This window comes from Pseudomonas chaetocerotis (assembly GCF_015712105.2).
GTDB lineage: Bacteria > Pseudomonadota > Gammaproteobacteria > Pseudomonadales > Pseudomonadaceae > Aquipseudomonas > Aquipseudomonas chaetocerotis.
Window position 1 is genome coordinate 132,847 of sequence record NZ_JACFYX020000004.1, and the last position, 22,347, is coordinate 155,193.

General features: G+C 64.1%; 19 protein-coding genes. 10 read left to right on the forward strand and 9 right to left on the reverse strand.

The annotated features are described in order from the left end of the window. Positions 1 to 66: 66 nt before the first annotated feature. The 5 genes from H3221_RS08970 to H3221_RS08990 all read right to left on the reverse strand — a co-directional run bounded on the left by H3221_RS08970 (position 67) and on the right by H3221_RS08990 (position 5,781). Positions 67 to 975 carry a carbohydrate ABC transporter permease gene (locus tag H3221_RS08970; RefSeq protein WP_196474093.1) on the reverse strand — a complete coding sequence of 303 codons (909 nt, stop codon included), beginning with the start codon at positions 973 to 975 and terminating at the stop codon, positions 67 to 69. Positions 976 to 1,154: 179 nt separating this feature from the next. Continuing rightward, on the reverse strand, positions 1,155 to 2,408 hold the full coding sequence (locus H3221_RS08975) for an ABC transporter substrate-binding protein (RefSeq protein WP_196474092.1): 1,254 nt from the start codon (positions 2,406 to 2,408) through the stop codon (positions 1,155 to 1,157). Between the two features lie 164 nt (positions 2,409 to 2,572). Further along, positions 2,573 to 4,015 (reverse strand): HAMP domain-containing sensor histidine kinase, encoded by a 1,443-nt coding sequence (locus H3221_RS08980; protein ID WP_318011446.1) that lies wholly within the window; start codon positions 4,013 to 4,015, stop codon positions 2,573 to 2,575. Further along, positions 4,005 to 4,739 (reverse strand): response regulator, encoded by a 735-nt coding sequence (locus H3221_RS08985; RefSeq protein ID WP_196474091.1) that lies wholly within the window; start codon positions 4,737 to 4,739, stop codon positions 4,005 to 4,007. Before H3221_RS08985 ends, H3221_RS08980 begins: the two co-directional genes overlap by 11 nt. 55 nt (positions 4,740 to 4,794) lie before the next feature. After that, positions 4,795 to 5,781, reverse strand: coding sequence for a glucokinase (locus H3221_RS08990; protein WP_196474090.1), 987 nt, complete (start codon positions 5,779 to 5,781; stop codon positions 4,795 to 4,797). A 329-nt stretch (positions 5,782 to 6,110) separates the two neighbouring features. Here H3221_RS08990 and ubiM point away from each other — a divergent pair, with 329 nt between their 5' ends. The 3 genes from ubiM (at position 6,111) to H3221_RS09005 (ending at position 9,099) form a co-directional block, all read left to right on the forward strand. Further along, the gene (ubiM, locus tag H3221_RS08995; protein ID WP_196474089.1) at positions 6,111 to 7,283 is read left to right on the forward strand and encodes a 5-demethoxyubiquinol-8 5-hydroxylase UbiM; all 1,173 of its coding nucleotides are present in this window, start codon (positions 6,111 to 6,113) and stop codon (positions 7,281 to 7,283) included. 159 nt (positions 7,284 to 7,442) lie between these two features. Continuing rightward, a complete protein-coding gene (gene ccoN, locus H3221_RS09000) occupies positions 7,443 to 8,876 on the forward strand; it encodes a cytochrome-c oxidase, cbb3-type subunit I (RefSeq protein ID WP_196474088.1) in 1,434 nt (477 codons plus the stop codon). After that, positions 8,866 to 9,099, forward strand: a complete 234-nt coding sequence (locus H3221_RS09005; RefSeq protein WP_196474087.1) for a cbb3-type cytochrome oxidase subunit 3 — start codon at positions 8,866 to 8,868, stop codon at positions 9,097 to 9,099. The genes ccoN and H3221_RS09005 overlap by 11 nt, the downstream gene beginning before the upstream one ends. Before the next feature lie 4 nt (positions 9,100 to 9,103). Here the strand turns inward: H3221_RS09005 and H3221_RS09010 are convergent, their stop codons facing one another. The 3 genes from H3221_RS09010 to H3221_RS09020 all read right to left on the reverse strand — a co-directional run bounded on the left by H3221_RS09010 (position 9,104) and on the right by H3221_RS09020 (position 12,332). After that, entirely contained in the window at positions 9,104 to 9,760 is a 657-nt protein-coding gene (locus H3221_RS09010) for a TIGR04211 family SH3 domain-containing protein (RefSeq protein ID WP_196474086.1), read from the reverse strand. Positions 9,761 to 9,990: 230 nt separating this feature from the next. Beyond that, positions 9,991 to 11,352, reverse strand: a complete 1,362-nt coding sequence (locus H3221_RS09015) for a putative bifunctional diguanylate cyclase/phosphodiesterase (protein ID WP_196474085.1) — start codon at positions 11,350 to 11,352, stop codon at positions 9,991 to 9,993. 80 nt (positions 11,353 to 11,432) lie between these two features. Beyond that, entirely contained in the window at positions 11,433 to 12,332 is a 900-nt protein-coding gene (locus H3221_RS09020) for a LysR family transcriptional regulator (protein WP_196474084.1), read from the reverse strand. Between the two features lie 102 nt (positions 12,333 to 12,434). On the opposite strand from H3221_RS09020, the gene H3221_RS09025 reads away from it, so the two are divergent. The 5 genes from H3221_RS09025 to H3221_RS09045 all read left to right on the forward strand — a co-directional run bounded on the left by H3221_RS09025 (position 12,435) and on the right by H3221_RS09045 (position 17,270). Continuing rightward, positions 12,435 to 13,298, forward strand: coding sequence for an MBL fold metallo-hydrolase (locus tag H3221_RS09025; protein WP_196474083.1), 864 nt, complete (start codon positions 12,435 to 12,437; stop codon positions 13,296 to 13,298). A gap of 280 nt (positions 13,299 to 13,578) precedes the next feature. Next, positions 13,579 to 15,357 carry an acyl-CoA dehydrogenase C-terminal domain-containing protein gene (locus H3221_RS09030; protein ID WP_196474082.1) on the forward strand — a complete coding sequence of 593 codons (1,779 nt, stop codon included), beginning with the start codon at positions 13,579 to 13,581 and terminating at the stop codon, positions 15,355 to 15,357. A 130-nt stretch (positions 15,358 to 15,487) separates the two neighbouring features. Beyond that, positions 15,488 to 16,033 carry a chalcone isomerase family protein gene (locus tag H3221_RS09035; RefSeq protein ID WP_196474081.1) on the forward strand — a complete coding sequence of 182 codons (546 nt, stop codon included), beginning with the start codon at positions 15,488 to 15,490 and terminating at the stop codon, positions 16,031 to 16,033. Between the two features lie 8 nt (positions 16,034 to 16,041). Next, complete coding sequence (locus tag H3221_RS09040; protein ID WP_196474080.1) at positions 16,042 to 16,575, forward strand: DUF3833 domain-containing protein; 534 nt, start codon at positions 16,042 to 16,044, stop codon at positions 16,573 to 16,575. After that, on the forward strand, positions 16,572 to 17,270 hold the full coding sequence (locus tag H3221_RS09045) for an SDR family NAD(P)-dependent oxidoreductase (protein WP_196474079.1): 699 nt from the start codon (positions 16,572 to 16,574) through the stop codon (positions 17,268 to 17,270). The genes H3221_RS09040 and H3221_RS09045 overlap by 4 nt, the downstream gene beginning before the upstream one ends. Before the next feature lie 27 nt (positions 17,271 to 17,297). Here H3221_RS09045 and H3221_RS09050 read toward each other — a convergent pair whose 3' ends face one another. Further along, complete coding sequence (locus tag H3221_RS09050; protein ID WP_196474078.1) at positions 17,298 to 17,849, reverse strand: TetR/AcrR family transcriptional regulator; 552 nt, start codon at positions 17,847 to 17,849, stop codon at positions 17,298 to 17,300. 172 nt (positions 17,850 to 18,021) lie between these two features. Here H3221_RS09050 and H3221_RS09055 point away from each other — a divergent pair, with 172 nt between their 5' ends. Both H3221_RS09055 and tmexD read left to right on the forward strand, forming a co-directional pair. After that, entirely contained in the window at positions 18,022 to 19,194 is a 1,173-nt protein-coding gene (locus H3221_RS09055; protein ID WP_196474077.1) for an efflux RND transporter periplasmic adaptor subunit, read from the forward strand. Positions 19,195 to 19,209: 15 nt separating this feature from the next. Beyond that, the gene (tmexD, locus tag H3221_RS09060; protein WP_196474076.1) at positions 19,210 to 22,344 is read left to right on the forward strand and encodes a multidrug efflux RND transporter permease subunit TMexD; all 3,135 of its coding nucleotides are present in this window, start codon (positions 19,210 to 19,212) and stop codon (positions 22,342 to 22,344) included. Positions 22,345 to 22,347: the final 3 nt, after the last annotated feature.

Consider the following 22,347-nt stretch of genomic DNA (forward strand, 5'->3'; position numbering starts at 1 on the left):
CGCTTCGCGCCACCTTCTCCCGGAGGGAGAAGGACATCAGAAGATCGTCGCTGCGCGACGCTCACACTACTCATGGCGTTTGCCTCGCAGTTCGGAATACAGGTAGGGCACCAGGATCGCCAGCACCGCGCCGAGCATCAGCATCGCGCTGGCGGCACCGAGGCCCATCTGGCCGCGGGTGAAGGTGTGGGCGTACATGAACATCGCCGGCAGATCGGAGGCGTAGCCGGGGCCGCCGGCGGTCATCGAAGCGACCAGGTCGAAGCTCTTGATGGCGATATGGGCGAGGATCATCAGCGCGCTGAAGAACACCGGGCCCAGGCTTGGCAGGACGATGCGCAGGTAGATGCTCGGCAGGCTGGCGCCGTCGACCTGGGCGGCGCGGATGATCGAGTGATCGACGCTGCGCAAGCCGGCGAGAAACAGCGCCATGACGAAGCCCGAGGACTGCCACACGGCGGCCATCACCAGGCAGTAGACGACACGATCCGGGTCCACCAGCCAGTCGAAGCGAAAGCCCTCCCAGCCCCAGTCGCGCAGCAGCTTGTCCAGCCCCAGACCGGGGTTGAGCAGCCACTTCCAGGCAGTGCCGGTGACGATCATCGACAGCGCCATGGGGTAGAGAAATAGGGTGCGGATAAAGCCTTCGCGGCGGATGCGCTGGTCCAGCAGCACCGCCAGAAACACGCCAATGATCAGGCTGATGGCGATGAACAGGCCGCCGAACAGCAGCAGGTTCTGGCTCGCCACCCACCAGCGGTCGTTGTCCCACAAGCGCGCGTACTGCTGCAGCCCGACGAAGTTGTAGCTGGGCATGAAACGCGAATGGGTGAACGAGAGCAGGAAGGTCCAGCCGATGTAGCCGTAGAAGCCCACCAGCACGATGACCATGCTCGGCGCCAGCACCAGCTTGGGCAGCCAGCGCTGCAAGGCGTCCAGCGGTGAGGCTTTGGTGATGACTGCGGTTGAACTCATGGTTGACTCCATTGCGTCAACGGTGGAAACAAGCCCCCTCTCCCAGAGGGAGAGGGGTGGAAAGCACGGCGCAGCCGCTCCCGTGGCGCGTGCCTGTAGGCGTGCGCCAGGAATGGAAGGCTTGGATTCGGCGGGTTACACCCGCCCTACGGCAAGGGCCGCCTAGGCGGCGCGTAGACTCACTGCACCGCCTGGATCGCTGCTGCCAGTTGCTGGGCGGCGCGCTGGGGGTCGGCCTCGGGATCGTTGAAGAAGTTGGTCACCACGTCGAACACCGCACCCTGCACGTAGCTGGAAGCGGCCATGCCGTGGGCCAGGCTCGGCTGCAGGCCGCCACCGGAAGCGGCCGCCTTGAAGTCAGCCATGGACTTCTGCGCGCAGACGTCGAAGCTGCTCATGTCCTGGTCCATGCGCACCGGGATCGAACCTTTGTTCTGGTTGAAGAACGCCTGGAATTCGTTGCCCATCACCGTGCGCGCCAGGTCTTCCTGAGCCTTGCGGTTGTCAGCGTCGTTCAGCTTGAACATGGCCAGCGAGTCGATATTGAAGGCGAAGCTGCCCTGGGTGCCAGGGAAGGCCAGGCATTCGTAGTCCTTGCCGGCGACCTTGCCGGCAGCGGTCCACTCGCTCTTGGCCCAGTCGCCCATGATCTGCATGCCGGCCTTGCCGTCGATCACCAGGCCGGTGGCGCTGTTCCAGTCACGCCCGGCGGCGTCGGCGTCGATGTAGCCGCGCAGTTTCTGCAGGGCGGCGAACACTTCAACCATTTTGTCGCCGGTCAGGGTGTCGCGGTCCTGCTCGACGAAGGCTTTGCGAAAGCCTTCGGCACCGAGAATGCTGAACGCCAGGTCCTCGAACACGGTGCCGTCCTGCCAGGGCTGGCCGCCATGGGCGATGGCGATGAAGCCAGCGGCCTTCAGCTGGTCGGCGGCAGCGAAAAATTCATCGAGGGTGGTCGGCGGCGTGGCACCGGCCTTGGCGAAGACCTGTGGGTTGATCCACAACCAGTTGACCCGGTGCACGTTGACCGGCACTGCCACGTAGTCACCTTGGTATTTCATCACCTCGATCACCTGCGGCGGCAGCAGCTCATCCCATTTCTGCTCGGCGGCAACGCCGTTGAGGTCAGCGAGCAGGCCCAGCTCGCCCCACTCCTGAATATCCGGCCCCTTGATCTGTGCAGCAGCGGGCGGATTACCGGACACGGCGCGGGTCTTCAGCACGGTCATGGCCGCTTCGCCGCCGCCACCGGCCACGGCGAAATCCTTCCAGGTGTGGCCCTGGGCTTCGACCAGTTTCTGCAGGGTATCGGCCGCACGCTTTTCGCCACCGGAGGTCCACCAGTGCAGCACTTCGACTTCACCGGCAGTGGCGGACAGGGGCAGCAGAACAGCGAGGGAGATGGCACAGGACAGGCGAGAGATCGCTTTCATGGGATAAGACACCTTGTTGTTGTTATTCGCGAGCACGTCGTGGTGCTTGCATTGCGATTGAGTCTACCCAGCCCCCATAGCGCTGGGGGTAACAAAGGGTATTGGAACGTCACCAAGCCGTTACAAATCAGTGCGAGCACGTGACATGGGGCGCAAGGGCGCGTTCAACGACTCTGACGCGGCAACCAGAGAGTGACGCGCAGCCCACCATCGCGCAGGTTGCGCAGGCTCAGCTCGCCGCCGTGGCTGTGCGCCAGGTTGCGTGCGATGCCGAGCCCCATACCGTAGCCCTGCTGCTGGCTGGCCAGGCGAAAGTGCGGCTCGAACACCTGCTCGAGCTTCTGCTCGGGCACACCCGGGCCCTCGTCATCGACATGCAGGACGAACGCCTCGGCGTCGTCCTCGATGTTCAGATGCGCACGCTCGCCGTACTTCAGCGCGTTATCCAGCAGGTTGCCGATACAGCGACGCAGGGCCAGCGGCTTGCCGGGATACAGATCACGCGCAGCCCCGTCGAGGGTCACCCGCCCCGAGCCGAGGTAGGGTTCGGTCAGCCCATGCAGCAGGTGATTGAGGTCAACCGGCTCGATGTTCTCGTGAATGTCGGTGTCCTTCACACATTGCAGCGCGCCTTTGACCAGCAGCTCGAGGTCGTCCAGGTCACGCCCGAACTTGCTCTGCAGGCTTTCGTCATCCAGCAGCTCGACGCGCAGGCGCAGGCGTGTGATCGGCGTGCGCAGGTCATGGGAAATGGCGCTGAACAGCCGGCTGCGCTCGGTCAGGTAACGACTGATGCGCTCGCGCATGGCGTTGAAGGCGCGGGCCACCTCCACCACCTCGCGGCCGCCGCCTTCGGCCACTGGCTCCACTTCCGCGCCCAGCGACAGGTGTCGCGCGGTACGGGCCAGGCGCTTGAGCGGGCGGCTCTGCAGATGCACCAGTAACCCGATGAACAACAGCAAAAAAGCAGTGGTCAGCAGGATGAACCACAGCTGCTGGGTGGGCAGAATGGGTTCCTCCAGGCTGGTATAGGGCTCCGGCAGCAGCGAGGCGATGTACAGCCACTCCCCTGGCGCCAGCCGGATCTGCGTCACCAGTACCGGCGGGTTGATCGGCTCCAGGGTCAAGGCATAGTGCGCCCAGGAACGCGGCAGCTCGTCGAGTTTCAAGCCGCCGTTGAAGATGCGCAGGTCACTCGGGCTGACGAAGGTCACCGAGATGTCGGCGGCATTGCCCAGCGCCTGGCGCAGCACCGCGGTCACCGCGTCGGTTACCGCCTGCTTGCGGGGCGTGGCTGGCAGCAGCTTCATCTGCAAGGGTCGGTCATTGAGGCTGACCACGAAGCGCGTGCCGCCCATGCTGCGCAACTGATCGAGCACCAGCGGCCGGTAATTCACCGGCAGCGAACGAAAGTAACGCACGCTAGCGGACATCGAATGCGCCAGGCTGCGCGCGGTGGTGACCAGGCCTTCGAGCTGGGTGGCGCGCAACTGCGACAGCCAGATCACGCTGGACAACGTCTGCGCAGCCAATATCGCCAGCAGCGTGAGCAGCAGCATGCGCCCGAGCAACGAGCGCGGCAGCCAGCGCCGTGGGTTAACGCCCATCGCCAGCCTGCAGGCTTACCGTGGCCGCCAGTTGGTAGCCGCTGCCGCGCACGGTGCGAATCAGCCGTGGCGGCTTGTCGGTGTCGCGCAGGCGCTGACGCAGGCGACTGACGGCCATATCGACGATGCGCTCCAGTGGCATCACCTCGCGGCCACGGGTGGCGTTGCCGATGGTGTCGCGGTCGAGAATCTGCTGTGGGTGATCGAGAAACAGCTTGAGCAGCGCAAAGTCGGCGCCGGACAAAATGACCTCCTCGCCGTCGCGGTGGAAAAGCCGATGGCTGACCATGTCCAGGCGCCAGTCCTCGAAAGCCAGCACCTCGCCGCTGCGCTCCTGAGTGAACTGGGCGCGGCGCAGCAACGCCTTGATCCGCGCCAGCAGCTCGCGAGGGCTGAATGGCTTGCCGAGGTAGTCATCGGCTCCCAACTCCAGGCCGATCACGCGGTCGGCTTCGTCCGAGCTGGCGGTGAGCATGATCACCGGCACCTGGGCCAAGCGCTGGTGTTCGCGCACCCAGCGACACAGGCTGAAACCGTCCTCGTCGGGCAGCATCACGTCGAGGATGACCAGATCGGCCGACTCCGCACACAGACGCTGGCGGAAGGCGGCACCATCGGCGACGGCGCGCACCTGAAAGCCGACGCGGCTCAGGTAGGTATCGAGCAGTTCGCGAATGTCCTGGTCGTCATCAACCAGCAGAATCGATTTGCCGGGCTGGCTCATGGTCCGCCACCTTTCTTGTTCTGGCTGTGTAACCCGGATGAAATCCGGGGTTCTATCAACGGCTCTCCCGGACTGCATCCGGGCTATGGTCCGGCGCTTGTTGCAAGGCCACACCTGCCCCCGTCAGGCCGGGGTACTCGGCCGTCACCAGCCACACCGGAATGCCGTGAAGGTAATGGCTCATGCAACCCTTGTCGCGGAAACTCTTGGCAAAACCGCTGGCCAGAAAGCGCTCGGCGAAACGTGGCACCACGCCGCCGACGATATACACCCCACCGCGTGCCCCCAGCGTCAGCACGTCGTTGCCGGCGACGCGCCCGAGCCAGCAACTGAACTGTTCCAGTACTTCGCCGGCCACAGGCTCGCCCGCCAGGCCAGCGGCGCTGATGGCCGCCGGCGTCGCGTGCTGCAACGGCTTACCGTCCAGTTCGCAGATGGCCCGATACAGCACCAGCAAGCCGTTGCCACTGAGCACGTCTTCGGCGCGCACATGACCCAGCTGTCGATAGAGGACCTGCCAGAGTTCGGCCTCGCGCGGGCTGCCAATGGGCAGATCGACGTGACCGCCCTCGCCCGGAAGCACCAGCCAGTTGCCATCTGCTTGCGCGAGCAGCGTACCGACACCGAGGCCAGTGCCGGCGCCGATCACCAGGGCCGGACGATCTGCCTGCGCCTCCCCCGGACACACCTGCACACGCTCGTGGTCGGCGATGCGGGTCATGCCCAGGGCCATGGCGGAGAAGTCGTTGACCATCAGCAAACGGTCGATCTGCAACGTTTGGCAGAACGCCGCACGATCGATACGCCAGTGATTGTTGGTGAAGCGGAACAGGTCACCGCCGACCGGTCCGGCGCAGGCCAGGCACACCGAGCCTATGGCGCCCAGCGGCAGGTCCTGGGATTGCAGATAAGCAGCGATGGCCTGTTCCGGCCCTTCGAAATCGGCGGTCGCCAGAACCTGCACCGCCTCCAGTTGTTCGTCACGCCAAAGGGCAAAGCGTGCATTGGTACCACCGATATCGCCGACCAGAGCCAGTTTCACGAAAACGACTCCTGAGCGAAGGCCGTTCGCTGATCGGCACCTGCAGAAAAGTGAGGATGCATGGCATCGACTCCAAACCCGAATTATTTTTATAGTTCAGACAACGCGCACCACAGTAAACCCGAAAATTACGCCCATCAAGACGGATAAACTTGTAATAACAACAATATTTAATGTCGACTCATAGCTCTCGCCCCGTACAACACATTCAGCCCACGGCATGATCCCGGACAATATCTGCGGCGCTGCTGCGACCTAGACTCGCACTTCGCATCTGCGCACGGCGGGTTTCACCCGCCCTACTGGTCACACGCACGGAGAGCTGCAGCATGTCACCCGATATCGTCATCGTCGGCGCCGGCCCGGCGGGCCTGTGCCTGGCACGTGCCCTGTCCGGGCACGGCCTGTCCATCGTGATACTGGAACGCCAGGCCGAGCAAGTGCTGGCCGAACCGGCCTTCGACGGCCGCGAGATCGCCCTCACCCACGGCTCGCAGGCCCTGCTCGAACGCCTGGATTTATGGTCACGCCTGCCCGCTGAGGAAATCTCCGTACTACGCGATGCCCAGGTATTCAGCGGCCCCTCGCTGTTCGCCCTGAAGATCCGCGCCGAACAGGCCGGCGCCGAACGCCTCGGCCATCTGGTGGCCAACCAGGCCATTCGCCGCGCCGCCTATCAGGCGGTAAGCACATGCGCTGATGTGCAATTGCTGTGTGACACCAGCGTGCGCGCCATTGAGGCCAGCGAGCGCGAGGTGAAACTGGTGCTGCAGGACGGCCAGGTGCTGCAACCGCGCCTGCTGGTCGCTGCCGACAGCCGCTTCTCGGAAACCCGCCGCCAGCTCGGTATCGGTGCGCACCTGAAGGACTTCGGCAAGAGCATGCTGGTGTGCCGCATGCAACATGAAGAGGATCACCAGCACGTGGCCTGGGAGTGGTTCGGCTATGGCCAGACCCTGGCCTTGCTGCCGCTCAGTGGCCGGCAGTCGTCGACCGTACTGACCCTGCCACCGCGCGAGATCGAACGCCTGCAGAAACTCGACGAAACCAGCTTCGCCCGCGAGATGGAAAGGCGCTTCGACCGCCGCCTCGGCGCCATGCAGCTGGTCAGCAGTCGCCACGCCTATCCGCTGGTAGGTGCCTATGCGCGACGCATGGTCGGTGCCCGCTGCGCCCTGCTCGGCGACGCCGCCGTGGGCATGCATCCGGTCACCGCGCATGGCTTCAACTTCGGTCTGATCGGTGTGCAACTGCTCAGCGACGCACTGCTCGCCGCTCATGGCAAACACCAGGACATCGGCGCAGCCGCGCCACTGGCGCGCTACGAGCGCCAACTACGTCTGGCGACCTGGCCGCTGTACCAGGCCACTAACCTGCTGGTAGAGCTGTACACCAACGACCAGTTGCCCGCACGCCTGCTGCGCGGTGCCGGCCTGCGCATGGCGCAGGGTCTGCTGCCGCTGAAGAAGGGCATCGCCCGTCATCTGACCGCCCAGCCCTGAACCCTGAAAAGCGCGCGCCGAACGCAGTGCGCGCTGCTGGGCACATCATCTGATACGCATCAGACAGCGGTTTCTGAGTCTGTTTTGTTTCTCCCAGCCTCCCTACAGTTTCGCCACTCGCGCGGCTACGCCCGCACTACTGTATGGAAGGTTACCGCGATGCAATCTGCTGCTTCCCACCCGGCCTATAACTACAAGGTCGTCCGCCAGTTCACCTTGATGACGATTTTCTGGGGGGTGGTGGGCATGTGCACCGGCGTGCTCATCGCCGCCCAACTGGTGTGGCCGGCACTCAACTTCGACATACCCTGGCTCAGCTTTGGTCGCCTGCGCCCCTTGCATACCAGCCTGGTGATCTTCGGCTTCGCCGGTAGCGCACAGTTCGCCGCCAGCTACTACGCGGTGCAGCGCACCTGCCAGACGCGCCTGTTCTCCGACAAACTGGCCGCTTTCACCTTCTGGGGCTGGCAGGCGACCATCCTGATCATGCTGGTGACGCTGCCCATGGGCCTCACCACCACCAAGGAATACGCCGAGATCGAATTCACCGGCGCGGTATGGATGGCCATCGTCTGGGTCGTCTACGGCATCGTGTTCTTCACCACGCTGACGCGCCGCAGGACGCCTCACATCTATGTCGGCAACTGGTTCTTCGGCGCCTTCATCCTGGTCATCGCCATGCTGCACATCGTCAATCACCTGTCGGTGCCGGTGAGTTGGTTCAAGTCCTACTCGGTGTATTCCGGCGCCACCGACGCCATGGTGCAGTGGTGGTACGGGCACAACGCCGTGGGCTTCTTCCTCACCACAGGTTTCCTCGGGATGATGTATTACTTCGTGCCCAAGCAGGTCAATCGGCCAGTGTATTCCTACCGCCTGTCCATCGTGCACTTCTGGGCACTGATCACCCTGTACATCTGGGCCGGCCCGCACCACCTGCATTACACCGCCCTGCCGGACTGGGCGCAGAGTCTGGGCATGGTGATGTCGATCATCCTTCTGGCGCCGAGCTGGGGCGGCATGGTCAACGGCATGATGACGCTGTCCGGTGCCTGGCACTTGCTACGCACCGACCCGATCCTGCGCTTTCTGGTGGTGTCTCTGGCCTTCTATGGCATGAGCACCTTCGAGGGGCCGATGATGGCCATCAAGACTGTAAACGCCCTGTCCCACTACACCGACTGGACCATCGGCCACGTGCATGCCGGGGCACTGGGCTGGGTGGCGATGATCACCTTCGGCTCGCTCTATCACCTGATCCCGAAAGTCTTCGGCCGCGAGGGCATGTACAGCATCGGCCTGATCAACGCGCACTTCTGGCTGGCCACCATCGGCACCGTACTGTACATCGCCTCGATGTGGGTCAACGGCATTACCCAGGGCCTGATGTGGCGCGCGGTGAACGAGGACGGCACCCTCACCTACTCCTTCGTCGAGGCACTGGAAGCCAGCCACCCGGGCTTCGTAGTGCGCCTGGTCGGCGGCCTGTGCTTCCTCGCCGGCATGCTGCTGATGGCGCTCAACACCTGGCTGACCCTGCGCAGCCCAGCCAGCGAACTGCAGGATGCCGGAGCAGCCGCTCATGCCGGCTGAAGCCTGGGGGATGATCGCCGTGGTGATGTTCTTCCTCGGTGTGCAACTGACCCTTGGACGCGGCAGCCAGCGTGACCTCGACGAGGCGACCATGCTGCCCTTCGCCGACGACCCCGAAGTGGCGCAGCGGGTCGAGCGCGACACCGGGCGCAGCATCCGCGGCTGCGCCTGTCCCGGCACCTGCGACGGATGCTGCAGGCATCAGGGGCAGCAGACGTTCTGAAGACTCACACCCACTGATCATTACGTTTGCGCTTGACCCGCAGCATGGTCGGCAGGATCAGCCCGAGCAGCAGCCCGGCGCCGGCGATGCTGCCGCCATAGGCCATGTAGCGCATCAGCACCTGTTGCTGTTCCTCACCGAGTTGCGCCTGGGCATCGCGCAGTTGCGAACGGGTGGTGGTCAGTTCGGCGTCCAGTGCGCCGCGGGCGGCCTGCAGCTCGTCGATGAGTTTCTTGCGTGAGTCCAGGGTTTCCTGCATGCCTTGCACACGGATCTTCCAGGCGTCGTCGATGCCTTTGAGCTCCGCGCTGAGGTCAGCGACTTTCTGTTCCAGCTGCGGCAGGCGCTCGGCCTGGCCTGGTACCGATTGCAGGTCGCGGCTGGGAATCCAGACGCTGTTGCCGCTTGCGCTGCGCACCTGGCTGTAGTCGCCCTGAGTACGCAGCAGCTCCACTTTCTCCCCGGAAACCAGGGTGCCGACGATGCGGTAGCCATCGGTGGGGCCACTGCGCACGTAGGTGTTCAGGCTGTCGCTGACCCAGCGCTGGTTGCCAGACGCCTCTTCGGCCAGAGACGGCTGTGCGCCGCCGAGCAGGCCACCGAGCAGCAGGCAGGCACCGAGAATGCGGGGTTGGAGTGGAGTATGACGAGATAAAAACATGGGCAATCTTCACGTGGCAGTCAGACGAACCCGGCGAACGGGATGGACGTTGCCGGCCACGCGCTGAAGAACACGCTCGAGCATGATGCAGGCAGAATCCGCGACGTAGACGCCACACTAGCGGCCAATAGCCATCTATTCCTGCCGGTACGGGCCGACAGCAGACAGACATTGGCCACTTGCTTCAAGTTCACTCCAGACAGGAGATCAAAGATGGACGGAGCAGCGATTCAGCCGTTGTGGCGCTGAACGAAGGCACAGAAATCCGCCAACGGCATCGGTCGGCCGAGCAGATATCCCTGGAACTGACTGCAACCGTTGTCAGCCAGAAACTGCCGCTGTGCCTCGGTTTCCACGCCCTCGGCGATCACCGTCATGCCCATGCTCTGCCCCAGGGCGATCACCGTGCGCACGATGGTTTCGCTATTGGCATCGGTGAGCACATCGCAGATGAACGAACGGTCGATCTTCAGTTTGCTCAACGGCAGGCGCTTGAGGTGGCTAAGAGAAGAAAAGCCGGTACCGAAGTCATCCAGCGAGAAGCGCACGCCATGCTCGACCAGCGCCGTCATCTTGCGCGTGAGGTCCTCCATGTCATGCACGATCAGCGTCTCGGTCAGCTCCAGTTCCAGGCGCCGGGCGTCGATGCCGTGGCGTTCGATCAGGCCGAGAATTTCGGCGACGAAACTGCTCTGCGAGAACTGCTTCTGACTGATGTTCACCGCCAGGCCCAGGTCGCCGAAGAGCGGGTCATCCTTCCACTGACGCAGGCGCGCAGCCGTTTGCTCCAGCACCCATTGGCCGATGGGGATGATCAGCCCGGTATTCTCGGCGTGATCGATGAACTCGCCGGGCGCCAACAGCCCGCGTTGCGGGTGCTGCCAGCGAATCAGCAACTCGGCACCGATGACCCGCCCGGCACCACTGAGCTGCGGCTGGTAATACAGCACGAACTGCTGCTCGCGAATGGCCGCGCGCAGGTCACGATCCAGCTCCGAGCGCTCGGCGGTGTCGCTCTGCAGGATATGCAGGAGCAGGAAGAACAGCGCCATGGCGGCAATGCCCTGCACCCAGGAGCCGACGATGCGCACATCGTCCGGCAGCGCATAAAGATCGGTGGGCCGCCAGTTGGACGCGGCCAGGGCGACGAACAACAGCAGGCAGAACAGCGACATGCCGTAACGAAGCCACAAGGGCTCATCGCGGAAGGCCATCAACGCGCCGACAGCCACCGGAAGCAGATAGAGATGCGTCGCACGCGGCGCCGTCAGGGTCGGCGGGTCGAGCAGCAGGGTTGAGGCGACGACGATAAGGATCAGCGCACCGAACAGAATCAGGTTGGCGCTACGGGCCTGGTTGCGCAGGGTCAGCGCGAAGACCGCAACACCGCTGAGGACGATGGCCACATCCATGATGACGATGGCCCAATAGCCGCGAGAAGAAAAGAACAGCCCCCAGAGCAGGCCCATCACGATCATCACCAGGCTCGACAGCATGCGCATGCGGCGCTCGCGGCGCTGCCCGACCAGAGCCAGGTCTGCACCATGCCAGAGTTTGCGAACGCGCCTGCCGAAGCTTGTGAGTGATGGCATGGTGAAATCCTGATCCGGTCACTTCATTCTTGAAGCTACCTGGCCGAATGCAAGTTTCCGGCGCAGCTTTTGACAGGCTGTCAATGCTGCCAGTGCGACTCGCTGGCCAGTCGCTCGGCAATGAAGTCCAGCAGCAGGCGCATCGCCGGCAGCATCTGCCGACGCGTGCCGTACAGGGCATGAATGCCCAGTTCCGGCGGCCGGTAGTCCGCCAACAGGCGCACCAGCCGTCCCTCGCGCAGCGGTGCAGCCACCGAATACAGGGGCTGCAGGCTGATACCTGCACCAGCCAGGGTCGCCTCCAGCAACACCATCGACTCGTTGGCGCTGAGGCTGCCGGACACCGAAACGGCACTCGCCTCCCCTCGATGCTTGAACTCCCACAGGCTGCGGCCGAAGTAGGCGTAAGCCAGGCAGTTATGCCGGGCCAGATCCTCCGGGCGCTGCGGCGTCCCGTGTCGCGCCAGGTAATCCGGGCTGGCACAGACCACCGAGCGACACACGGCCAGACGCCGGGCGATCAGATTCGGGTCGAGTTGATTGGTGATGCGCAGCGCCAGGTCGATGCGCGCCTCTACCAGATTGACCGCCTCGCTGCCGACCAACAGGTCAATGCTGACCTGCGGGTAACGCTCGGTGAAGGCCTGCAGCGCATGCACCAGCCAGGCCTGCGCGAAGGACTGGCTGCAGGTCATGCGCAGCGTGCCGCGCGGCGTATCACCCATGCCTTGCCCCAGTGCCTGCATGCGCTCGGCCAGCGCCAGCATCTCGCGGCATTGCGGCAGCATCTGTTCACCGGCGGCCGTCAGGCTCAGTCGCCGTGTGCTGCGGTGCAGCAGGCGCACATCGGCCCAGGTTTCCAGCTCGGCGAGGTAGCGCGACACCATCGCCCGCGACATGTCCAGCGCCTCGGCAGCAGCCGTCTGACTGCCGCGCTCCAGCACCTCGACGAACACCCGCGCCGCCGTCAGTCGATCCATTATTCGCTCGATCCATGCAACAAATATGGCCAGCTTACGGGGCTTTTCGCTCGCCAGGTAGCACATAAGATGCGCCGCGTCCTTATCTGCCTGGAGATCACCATGTCCCACGTTACCCGTTTGCTGGCCGGCCTCGGCCTGCTCGCCGCTGCCAGCGGCGCCCTCGCCCAACCGCTGACACTGGACACCTACAACCCACGCGAAGCCGCTGTATTTCCGGTCAGCTCGACGTTGATCAGCGGTGAGAAGGACGCCATCCTGGTGGATGCGCAGTTCTCCAACAGCGAAGCCCAGGCGCTGGTCGAACGTATACGTGCCAGTGGCAAGCGCCTGACCACCATTTTCATCAGCCACGGTGACCCGGATTTCTACTTCGGCCTCGACGTTCTGACCCGCGCCTATCCCGAAGCCAAGGTGCTGGCCACACCGGCCACCGTCGCCTACATCGAGAAGACCCGAGCACCCAAGCTGGCCTACTGGGGGCCGATTCTCAAGGACAGCGCGCCGGCCCGTACCCTTGTACCCGAAGCCCTGCAAGGCACTCGACTGGAGCTGGAAGGCCAGCCTATCGAAGTGCTCGGGCATGACCCGCAGCACACCAGCCTGTGGATTCCCGGCATCAAGGCCGTGGTCGGCGGCGTGCTGACCAGCGCCAATATCCACTTGTGGGTCGCCGATGCACAGAGCGTTGAGGCCCGCCAGCGCTGGCTGAAGTCGCTTGATGAACTCGAAGCCCTGCAACCGGCCACCTTGATTCCGGGCCATTACCTGGGCCAGCCGGCGATGAACATGGCCGACCTGCGCTTCACCCGTGACTACCTGCTTGCCCTGGAGCAGGAACTGCCCAAGGCCAAGGACAGTCAGGCGCTGATCGCGGCGATGAAGGCACGCTTTCCAGGGCTGCAGGATGACAGCAGCCTGGAGCTGAGCGCCAAGGTGCTCAAGGGCGAGATGCAGTGGCCTTGAAGCTATGCGCTGCCTGACGCAGCCACGTTAGCGCCCTTGTCGAACATCAGGGCCAACCCCCCGCCCTGATGTTCGCACCCGTGATGCATACGCCCGACAGCGTCTCTGACCTGTCGGGCGTTGCCGTTTCAGGGCCGGCAAAACCTGTACAGCCTGCACAACCGCCGGCGTGACTCGGCAGCCATTGCACGAACGTGCACGAAAGGGCTTGCAAAGAAGGGCAAACAGCTATACAAAAACTGTACACAAATAAATCTTGTACAGTTTTGGGTAAATCGCCATGCCTTCTTACCGTGCTCCGCTGCGTGATATGCGCTTCGTGTTCGAAGAACTGCTCGACGCCTACACCTTGTTGCAAACGCTGCCTGAACAACGCGAGTTCAGCGCCGACCTCGGGGGGGCGATCCTCGAAGAAGCGGCCAAGCTGGCCGAGAACGTGCTCGCACCACTCAACGGCCCCGGCGACAAGCAAGGCTGCCAGTACGATCCGCATACACACAGCGTGCGCACCCCTGACGGTTTCAAGGCGGCGTATCAGCAGTTCGCCGAGGGGGGCTGGACGGCCCTGGCGTGCACCCCGCAATTTGGTGGCCAGGGCCTGCCGCATGTAGTGAACATGCTGGTCGAGGAGATGACCTGCTCGGCCAACCTCTCGCTGGGCATGTACCCCGGTCTGACCCACGGCGCCATCAACGCCCTGACCAGCCATGGCACGCCCGAGCAGCAGGAAAAGTACCTGCCGCGCCTGATCAGTGGCGAATGGACCGGCACCATGTGCCTGACCGAGCCGCAATGCGGCACCGACCTGGGCCTGATCCGCACCCGTGCCGTGCCGCAGGCCGATGGCAGCTATGCCATCAGCGGCACCAAGATCTGGATCACCGGCGGTGAGCACGATCTGGTGGACAACATCATCCATCTGGTGCTGGCCAAGCTGCCGGACGCACCGGACGGCGTGAAAGGCATTTCCCTGTTTCTGGTGCCCAAGGTGCTGGAAGACGGGTCTCGTAACCCGGCCTTCTGCGGCGGCCTGGAGCACAAGATGGGCATCAAGGGCTCGGCCACCTGCGTGATGAATTTCGAAGGTGCCAAGGGCTGGCTGATCGGCGAGCCGAACAAGGGCCTGAGTTGCATGTTCACCATGATGAACTCGGCGCGCCTGATGGTCGGCATGCAAGGACTGGGCGTGGCCGAAAGCGCCTATCAAATTGCCCTGGGCTTCGCTCGCGAACGCCTGCAGAGCCGCTCCATCTCCGGGCCCAAGGCCGCCGACAAACCGGCCGACCCGATCATGGTGCACCCGGACGTGCGGCGCATGCTGCTGCGGCAGAAGGTGATGATCGAAGGCTGCCGCGCCCTCGCCTACTTCGCCGGCCTGCAGCAGGACATCGCCCATGGCGCCGAAGATGCCGAGGTGCGCAGCCGCGCCGACGACCTGGTGCAGTTGCTCACGCCGGTGGTGAAGGCCTTCCTCACCGATGAAGGCTTCACCTGCGCCAACGAAGGCCTGCAGGTACTCGGTGGCTCGGGTTTCACCGAAGACTGGGGCATCGAGCAACTGGTGCGCGACAGCCGCATTACCCGCATCTACGAAGGTACCAACGGCATCCAGGCGCTCGATCTGGTGGGTCGCAAGCTGTCCCTCGGAGGCGGTCGTGCCGTGCGCGCGTTCTTCGCCCTGGTCGAGGGCTGGCTCAAGAACAATGCCGAAGCTCCGCATGCAGAGGCTGTCACCCAGGCACTGAAACACCTGCAGCAAGCCACCCTGTGGCTGGCCAGCGAAGGCAGCAAGGACCCGGAGCAGGCGGCTGCAGCGGCTACGCCCTACCTGCGCCTGTTCGGTCTGACCTGCCTGGCCTGGCTGTGGTCGCAGCAGGCCCAGTTGGCGCAGCGCCAACTCGATGCCGGCAGTTCGGAAACCCATTTCTATGCGGCCAAGATCAAGTCCGCCGATTTCTTCATGGCCCGCATCCTGCCAGAAGCCAACGCCCTGCTCAGCGAGATCAAGGCAGGCAAGGCGACGCTGATGGCCTTCACTGACGAGGAATTCGCCGCCTGACCGCAGGCGCCACTGACAAGCTGCGCAATCCGACAACCCACCTCTCCCCTTTTTGGTTGTCGGATTTTTTTATTCAATACCCGTGGCCAGACGCTGGTCACGGTCAACATCAACTGCGGAGTGATGGTTCATGGCACCCCTGACATCGCGGCTCTGTTCGACCCTGCTACTGACGCTGGCGTTGCTCAGCGCCACGGTGCAAGGCAACAGCCAAGCTGCCTGGCGTGAGCAGTTGCCACAGGCCAACCTGGTCGGCAGCGGTGATTTCAGCTGGTTCGGGTTCTCGGTCTACAACGCCAAGCTATGGAGCCCGGTGCAGCAGGTGGATTTCACCCAGCCCTTCGCTCTGGAGCTGACCTACCGACGCAGCATCAGCCGGGAGACCCTGGTCGACACCAGCCTCGACGAAATTCGCCGGATCAACGGTGAGCCCCTCGACCGTGAACAGCAGGCCGAGTGGACGCAACAGATGAGCCAGGCTTTCGTCGACGTGAAGGATGGTACGCGCATCACCGGCGTATTCCTGCCCGACCAGGGCTGCCGCTTCTATGTCGACGGCAAGCTGCAGCATGTCATCGATGATCAAGAGTTCGCCCGCGCCTTCTTCTCCATCTGGCTCGATCCGCAGACCCGCAGCCCGAAGCTGCGCGCGGCATTACTCGGCCTTAACCCCTGAGGTATTGCATGAAAACCCTGTTGATTATGCTGAGCAGCCTGCTGCTGATCAGCTGCGGCCAGGTCCCGGTAGAGCGTTACGGGAACGAGAAGCCGGTGCTGGATCTGCCCACTTACTTCTCCGGGCCGGTGCAGGCCTGGGGCATGTTCCAGGACCGCTCCGGCGAAGTGATCAAGCGCTTTCACGTCGATATCCAGAGCCGTCGCGAGGGCGACAAGCTGGTTCTCGACGAGCGCTTCCTGTACAGCGATGGCACCCGCCAGCGTCGGGTCTGGACGCTGACGCCCGACGGCCCCGGCCGCTGGATCGGCACCGCCGACGATGTGGTTGGCGAAGCCATCGGTGAAGTGGCCGGCAACGCCTTGCGCTGGCGTTACCACCTCAATCTGCCGGTGGATGACAGCACCTACGTCGTCTACTTCGATGACTGGATGTACCTGATGGACGATGACACCCTGATCAATCGCTCGGTCATGAGCAAGTTCGGCATCGAACTCGGCCAGGTCACGCTGTTCTTCCGCCGTGGCGCCGCTCAGCCATGACCCTGCACAGCCTGGGCAACGGCTACAAGGCGCTGGTGATTGGCGCCAGCGGCACTATCGGCCAGGCCTTCTGCCAGTTGCTGCGTGCCGACCCCAACTGCGCCGGCGTACGTGAGCTAAGCCGCAGCAGCTCACCAGCGCTTGATCTCGAAACCCCCACCAGCATCGCCGAAGCAGCAGCAGCTTTGGCGGACGAAGGGCCGTATCAGTTGATCCTGCACACGGCCGGACTGCTACATCGCCCGGGCATAGCTCCGGAGAAAAGCCTGGCCTCTATCGAGGCCGAGGCCTTGCAGGCGGTATTTCAGGTCAATGCGCTGGGGCCGGCTCTGGTGCTGCGCCACTTTCTGCCTCTGCTCGACAAACAGGGCGCCATGGCCATGCTTTCGGCCAAGGTCGGCAGCATCGGCGACAACCGCCTCGGTGGTTGGTACGCCTACCGCGCATCCAAGGCGGCGCTGAACATGCTGATCAAGACCGCCGCCATCGAGCTGGCACGCAGCAAGCCCAGGGCACGGCTACTCAGTTTGCACCCCGGCACGGTCATCTCTCCCCTGTCGCAACCCTTTCGCGGTGCCAGCGCCGCACGTCCGGCCGAACTGGCCGCTGCGGAAATGCTGCAGGTGATCGACAGCCTTGGCACCGAGCACAGCGGCAGCTTCCACGCCTACGACGGCCAGCCCCTGCCGTGGTGACAACAGCCAACCGAGGTGGCTTGCGCATCAGGGGCGCGGCTGCCCGGCGCCCTTGAGAAAGAACTGCTCCAGCACCACCAGCGAGCGCGCACTGGCGGCGCGACCACGACGCTCGGCATCGACCATGCCATAGATCAGCGACACGAACAGTTCGGTCAGCAGCTCGGCGGTGATGTCGATGCGCAAGTATCCCTCCTGCTGGCCGCGCAGAAAGAAGCGGTCCAACGCATCGGTGTAAGCGATCCAGCGCGCTCCGTCCTTGTCCGGATCGAGGCTGTCCGGGCGGTACTGGAAGATCATGAACACCAGCAATTCGCGGTGTCTGAGGTGATTCTCGATCAGATTACGCAATGCCTGCGCCACATCGGCGACCTGCAGGTCGGCGTCCTCTATCACCTGATTGAGCGCTGTCTGGCTGTGATTCATCAGGCGCTCGACCAGGTTGTCACGCGTACTGCAGAAACGATGCAAGGTGGCCTTGCTGACGCCCGCGGCTTCGGCCAGATCTTTCAGCGTCGCCCGCGGGCGGTCGACGATGGCAACGGCGAGGGCCTTGAGCAGTTTTTCATCATTGGACATCGAAGGCCCTCCGCTTGAGCAGCGCGCATTGTGCAGAAAAAGTCCCCAGACTCAACGGGGACTTACAATTTTGCTCACAGACGATCCATATGAGTCAACATTGACTCATTTCAGCCAAAACATGATCATTCGCGCCTTTCAGGGAAAATGGATCTCACTCCAGGTGACAGGCATGAGCAGAATTCGCGGACGTTACGTTTTTTCAGTGGTCGCTCTACTGGCGGCAATCGGCCTGGCCGGCTGCGACAAAGGCGAGCAAGGATGGAGTGAGGCGCCACCCCGAGAGGTCGATGTACTGACCGTCAGGACCGAGCCGTTCACCGTGATCGCCGAACTGCCAGGCCGTATCGAGCCGGTACGGGTGGCCGAAGTACGCGCCCGGGTCGCCGGCATCGTGCTCAAACGCACCTTCGAGGAAGGCGCCGACGTCAAGGCCGGCGACCTGCTGTTCCAGATCGATCCGGCACCGTTCAAGGCCGCCCTGTCTCGTGCCCAGGGCGAACTGGCCCGGGCCGAGGCGCAGCTGTTCCAGGCGCAGGCTACGGTCAAGCGCTACGAGCCGCTGGTGAAGATCGATGCAGTCAGCAAGCAGGACTTCGATGTAGCCAGGGCTGCCCTGCAAAGCGCCCAGGCCGACAAGCGCTCGGCGCAAGCCAGCGTGGAAACCGCACGCCTTGATCTGGGTTATGCCGAAGTGCGCGCGCCCATTGCCGGGCGCATTGGCCGTGCCCAGGTGACCGAAGGCGCACTGGTCGGCCAGGGTGAAGCCACCCTGCTCGCCCGCATCCAGCAGCTCGACCCGGTCTACGCCGACTTCACCCAGCCGGCCGCCGATGCCCTGCGTCTGCGCGCCGCCATCGCCGATGGCACGGTTGCCGGTGCAGCTGATCAGCCCTTGTCGTTGCGCGTCGATGGCACCGATATCGAGAGCAAAGGCACCCTGCTGTTCACCGATATCTCCGTGGATCGCAGCACCGGCCAGATCGCCCTGCGCGGCCGCTTCGACAACCCGCAAGGCGTGCTCCTGCCCGGCATGTACGTGCGCGTGCTGACGCCGCAGGGGCTCAATCAGAACGCCATCCTGGTACCGCAACGCGCCGTGCAGCGTGCCGCCGACGGCCAGGCCAGCGTGATGCTGCTGGGCGAAGACGACACCGTCGAGGTTCGCCAGGTCACCACCGGCGCCATGCACGGCTCACGCTGGCAGATCGCCGAAGGCCTCGAGGCCGGCGACAAGGTGATCACCAGCTCGCTGGCCGCCATCAAGCCGGGCGCCAAGGTCGTGCCGCGCGGGGAAGCTGCCGCAGCATCCGACGCGAACGCTCCACAACCCCAGGCGCAGTAAGCCGGAGAGAACCTCATGTCCCTGTTTTTCATACGGCGCCCCAATTTCGCCTGGGTTGTCGCCCTGTTCATATCGCTGGCCGGCCTGCTGGCCATCCCGTTCCTTCCGGTGGCGCAGTACCCCAACGTGGCGCCGCCGCAGATCACCGTGACCGCCACCTATCCCGGCGCCTCGGCGCAGGTGCTGACGGACTCGGTGACCAGCGTCATCGAGGAAGAGCTCAACGGCGCGAAGAACCTGCTGTACTTCGAGTCCACCAGCAACGCCAACGGCATCGCCGAGATCACCGTGACCTTCCAGCCGGGCACCGACCCCGAACTGGCCCAGGTCGACGTGCAGAACCGCCTGAAGCAAGCCGAGGCGCGTATGCCGCAGGCCGTGCTCACCCTGGGTATCCAGACCGAGCAGGCCACGGCGGGCTTCCTGCTGATCTATGCGCTGAGCTACAAGGATGGCGGCAAGGACGACAACACCACGGCGCTGGCCGACTACGCCGCGCGCAACATCAACAACGAAATCCGTCGCGTCCCTGGTGTTGGCAAGCTGCAGTTCTTCGCCTCCGAAGCCGCCATGCGGGTGTGGATAGACCCACAGAAGCTGGTCGGCTATGGCCTGTCGATCGACGATGTGAACAACGCCATCCGCGCGCAGAACGTGCAGGTGCCGGCCGGCGCCTTCGGCAGCACGCCAGGCTCCAGCGAGCAGCAACTGACCGCGACACTGGCGGTCAAGGGCACCCTGGACAATCCTGATGAATTCGCCGCCATTGTGCTGCGCGCCAACCAGGACGGCTCGCGCCTGACCCTGGGCGACGTGGCGCGCATCGAGGTCGGCAGCCAGGACTACAACTTCGGCTCGCGCCAGGACGGCAAGCCCGCCGTCGCCGCCGCCGTGCAGCTGTCGCCCGGTGCCAACGCCATCCAGACTGCCGAGGCGGTGAAACAGCGCCTGACCGAGTTGTCGGTTAACTTCCCGGACAACGTCGAGTTCTCGGTGCCTTACGACACCTCGCGCTTCGTCGACGTGGCCATCGACAAGGTCATCATGACCCTGGTCGAGGCCATGGTGCTGGTGTTCCTGGTGATGTTCCTGTTCCTGCAGAACGTGCGCTACACCCTGATCCCGTCCATCGTCGTGCCGGTGTGCCTGCTCGGCACCCTGACCTTCATGTACCTGCTGGGCTTCTCGGTGAACATGATGACCATGTTCGGCATGGTGCTGGCCATCGGCATCCTGGTCGACGACGCCATCGTGGTGGTGGAGAACGTCGAGCGGATCATGGCCGAGGAAGGCCTGGCGCCAGTACCGGCGACCATCAAGGCGATGGGCCAGGTGTCCGGGGCGATCATCGGCATCACCCTGGTGCTGTCGGCGGTGTTCCTGCCGCTGGCCTTCATGTCCGGCTCGGTCGGCGTCATCTACCAGCAGTTCTCGCTGTCGCTGGCGGTGTCGATTCTGTTCTCCGGTTTTCTCGCCCTGACCTTCACCCCGGCGCTGTGCGCGACGATTCTCAAGCCCATCCCCAAAGGCCATCACGAGAAGACCGGTTTCTTCGGCGCCTTCAACCGCCTGTTCACTCGCCTGACCGGGCGCTACACCGCGCTCAACGGCAAACTGGTGCCACGTGCTGGCCGCATCATGTTCGTCTACCTGGGCATCGTGGTGCTGATGGGGTTCTTCTACCTGCGCCTGCCGGAATCCTTCGTGCCGGTCGAAGACCAGGGCTACATGATCGTCGACATCCAGCTGCCACCGGGCGCCACCCGTGAGCGCACCTCGTTAGCCGGCGAGGAACTGGAAGAATTCCTGATGGCCCGCGACGCCATCGAGACCTCCTTCCTGGTGCTCGGCTTCAGCTTCTCGGGCATGGGCGAGAACGCCGCCATCGCCTTCCCGCTGCTCAAGGACTGGTCGGAGCGTGACTCCACACAATCACCGGAGGCCGAATCGGCAGCGGTCAACCAGCACTTCGCCAACCTCGACGACGGCGCCATGATGGCCGTGCCGCCACCACCCATCGAAGGCCTGGGCAATTCCGGCGGCTTCGCCCTGCGCCTGCAGGATCGCGCCGGTCTCGGTCGCGACGCCCTGCTCGCCGCACGCGACGAGGTGCTGGGCAAGGTCAACGGCAACCCGAAATTCCTCTACGCCATGATGGAAGGCCTGGCCGAGGCGCCGCAGTTGCGCCTGGTCATCGACCGCGAACAGGCGCGTACCCTCGGTGTGAGCTTCGAGTCGGTGAGCAGCGCACTGTCTACCGCCTTCGGCTCTTCGGTGATCAACGACTTCGCCAACGCAGGTCGCCAGCAGCGCGTGGTGGTGCAGGCCGAGCAGGCCGAACGGATGACCCCGGAAAGCGTGCTCCGGCTGCACGTGCCCAACGACAGCGGCGGCCTGGTACCACTGAGCGCCTTCGTCACCACCCAGTGGGAAGAGGGCCCGGTGCAGATCGCCCGCTACAACGGTTATCCGTCGATCCGCATCGCTGGCGACGCCGCCCCTGGGGTGAGCACCGGCGAGGCCATGGCCGAACTGGAGCGCATCGCCGCCGAGCTGCCGGAAGGCATCGGCTACGAGTGGACCGGCCTGTCGTATCAGGAGCGCGTTGCCAGCGGCCAGGCAGCGATGCTCTTCGCCCTGGCCATCACCGTGGTGTTCCTGCTGCTGGTAGCCCTCTACGAGAGCTGGGCGATCCCGCTGAGCGTGATGCTCATCGTGCCGGTCGGCGCCCTCGGCGCGGTGCTGGCGGTGACCGCCATCGACCTGCCCAACGACGTCTACTTCAAGGTCGGCCTGATCACCGTGATCGGCCTGGCGGCGAAGAACGCCATCCTCATCGTCGAGTTCGCCAAGGATCTGTGGGAAGACGGCTACTCGCTGCGCGATGCCGCCATCGAAGCAGCACGCCTGCGTTTCCGCCCGATCATCATGACCTCCATGGCCTTCATGCTCGGCGTGGTACCGCTGGCCATCGCCACCGGCGCCGGCGCCGCCAGCCAGCGCGCACTGGGTACCGGCGTATTGGGCGGCATGCTCAGCGCGACCCTGCTCGGGGTGATTTTCGTGCCGATCTTCTTCGTCTGGGTGCTGTCGCTGCTGCGTACCAAACCTCAGCAAACCGACAACCATCCCCTGCACAAAGCGGAGTAATGC

Excerpts from the sequence above, each read along its gene's own strand:
- H3221_RS08970 (WP_196474093.1), bottom strand. The coding sequence starts at position 975 with ATGAGTTCAACCGCAGTCATCACCAAAGCCTCACCGCTGGACGCCTTG.
- H3221_RS08980 (WP_318011446.1), bottom strand. The coding sequence starts at position 4,015 with ATGGGCGTTAACCCACGGCGCTGGCTGCCGCGCTCGTTGCTCGGGCGC.
- ubiM (WP_196474089.1), top strand. The coding sequence starts at position 6,111 with ATGTCACCCGATATCGTCATCGTCGGCGCCGGCCCGGCGGGCCTGTGC.
- H3221_RS09050 (WP_196474078.1), bottom strand. The coding sequence starts at position 17,849 with ATGTCCAATGATGAAAAACTGCTCAAGGCCCTCGCCGTTGCCATCGTC.
- H3221_RS09020 (WP_196474084.1), bottom strand. The coding sequence starts at position 12,332 with ATGGATCGACTGACGGCGGCGCGGGTGTTCGTCGAGGTGCTGGAGCGC.
- H3221_RS09005 (WP_196474087.1), top strand. The coding sequence starts at position 8,866 with ATGCCGGCTGAAGCCTGGGGGATGATCGCCGTGGTGATGTTCTTCCTC.
- H3221_RS09035 (WP_196474081.1), top strand. The coding sequence starts at position 15,488 with ATGGCACCCCTGACATCGCGGCTCTGTTCGACCCTGCTACTGACGCTG.
- ccoN (WP_196474088.1), top strand. The coding sequence starts at position 7,443 with ATGCAATCTGCTGCTTCCCACCCGGCCTATAACTACAAGGTCGTCCGC.
- H3221_RS09030 (WP_196474082.1), top strand. The coding sequence starts at position 13,579 with ATGCCTTCTTACCGTGCTCCGCTGCGTGATATGCGCTTCGTGTTCGAA.
- H3221_RS09040 (WP_196474080.1), top strand. The coding sequence starts at position 16,042 with ATGAAAACCCTGTTGATTATGCTGAGCAGCCTGCTGCTGATCAGCTGC.
- H3221_RS08985 (WP_196474091.1), bottom strand. The coding sequence starts at position 4,739 with ATGAGCCAGCCCGGCAAATCGATTCTGCTGGTTGATGACGACCAGGAC.
- H3221_RS09025 (WP_196474083.1), top strand. The coding sequence starts at position 12,435 with ATGTCCCACGTTACCCGTTTGCTGGCCGGCCTCGGCCTGCTCGCCGCT.
- H3221_RS08975 (WP_196474092.1), bottom strand. The coding sequence starts at position 2,408 with ATGAAAGCGATCTCTCGCCTGTCCTGTGCCATCTCCCTCGCTGTTCTG.
- H3221_RS09045 (WP_196474079.1), top strand. The coding sequence starts at position 16,572 with ATGACCCTGCACAGCCTGGGCAACGGCTACAAGGCGCTGGTGATTGGC.
- H3221_RS09010 (WP_196474086.1), bottom strand. The coding sequence starts at position 9,760 with ATGTTTTTATCTCGTCATACTCCACTCCAACCCCGCATTCTCGGTGCC.
- H3221_RS09055 (WP_196474077.1), top strand. The coding sequence starts at position 18,022 with ATGAGCAGAATTCGCGGACGTTACGTTTTTTCAGTGGTCGCTCTACTG.
- tmexD (WP_196474076.1), top strand. The coding sequence starts at position 19,210 with ATGTCCCTGTTTTTCATACGGCGCCCCAATTTCGCCTGGGTTGTCGCC.
- H3221_RS09015 (WP_196474085.1), bottom strand. The coding sequence starts at position 11,352 with ATGCCATCACTCACAAGCTTCGGCAGGCGCGTTCGCAAACTCTGGCAT.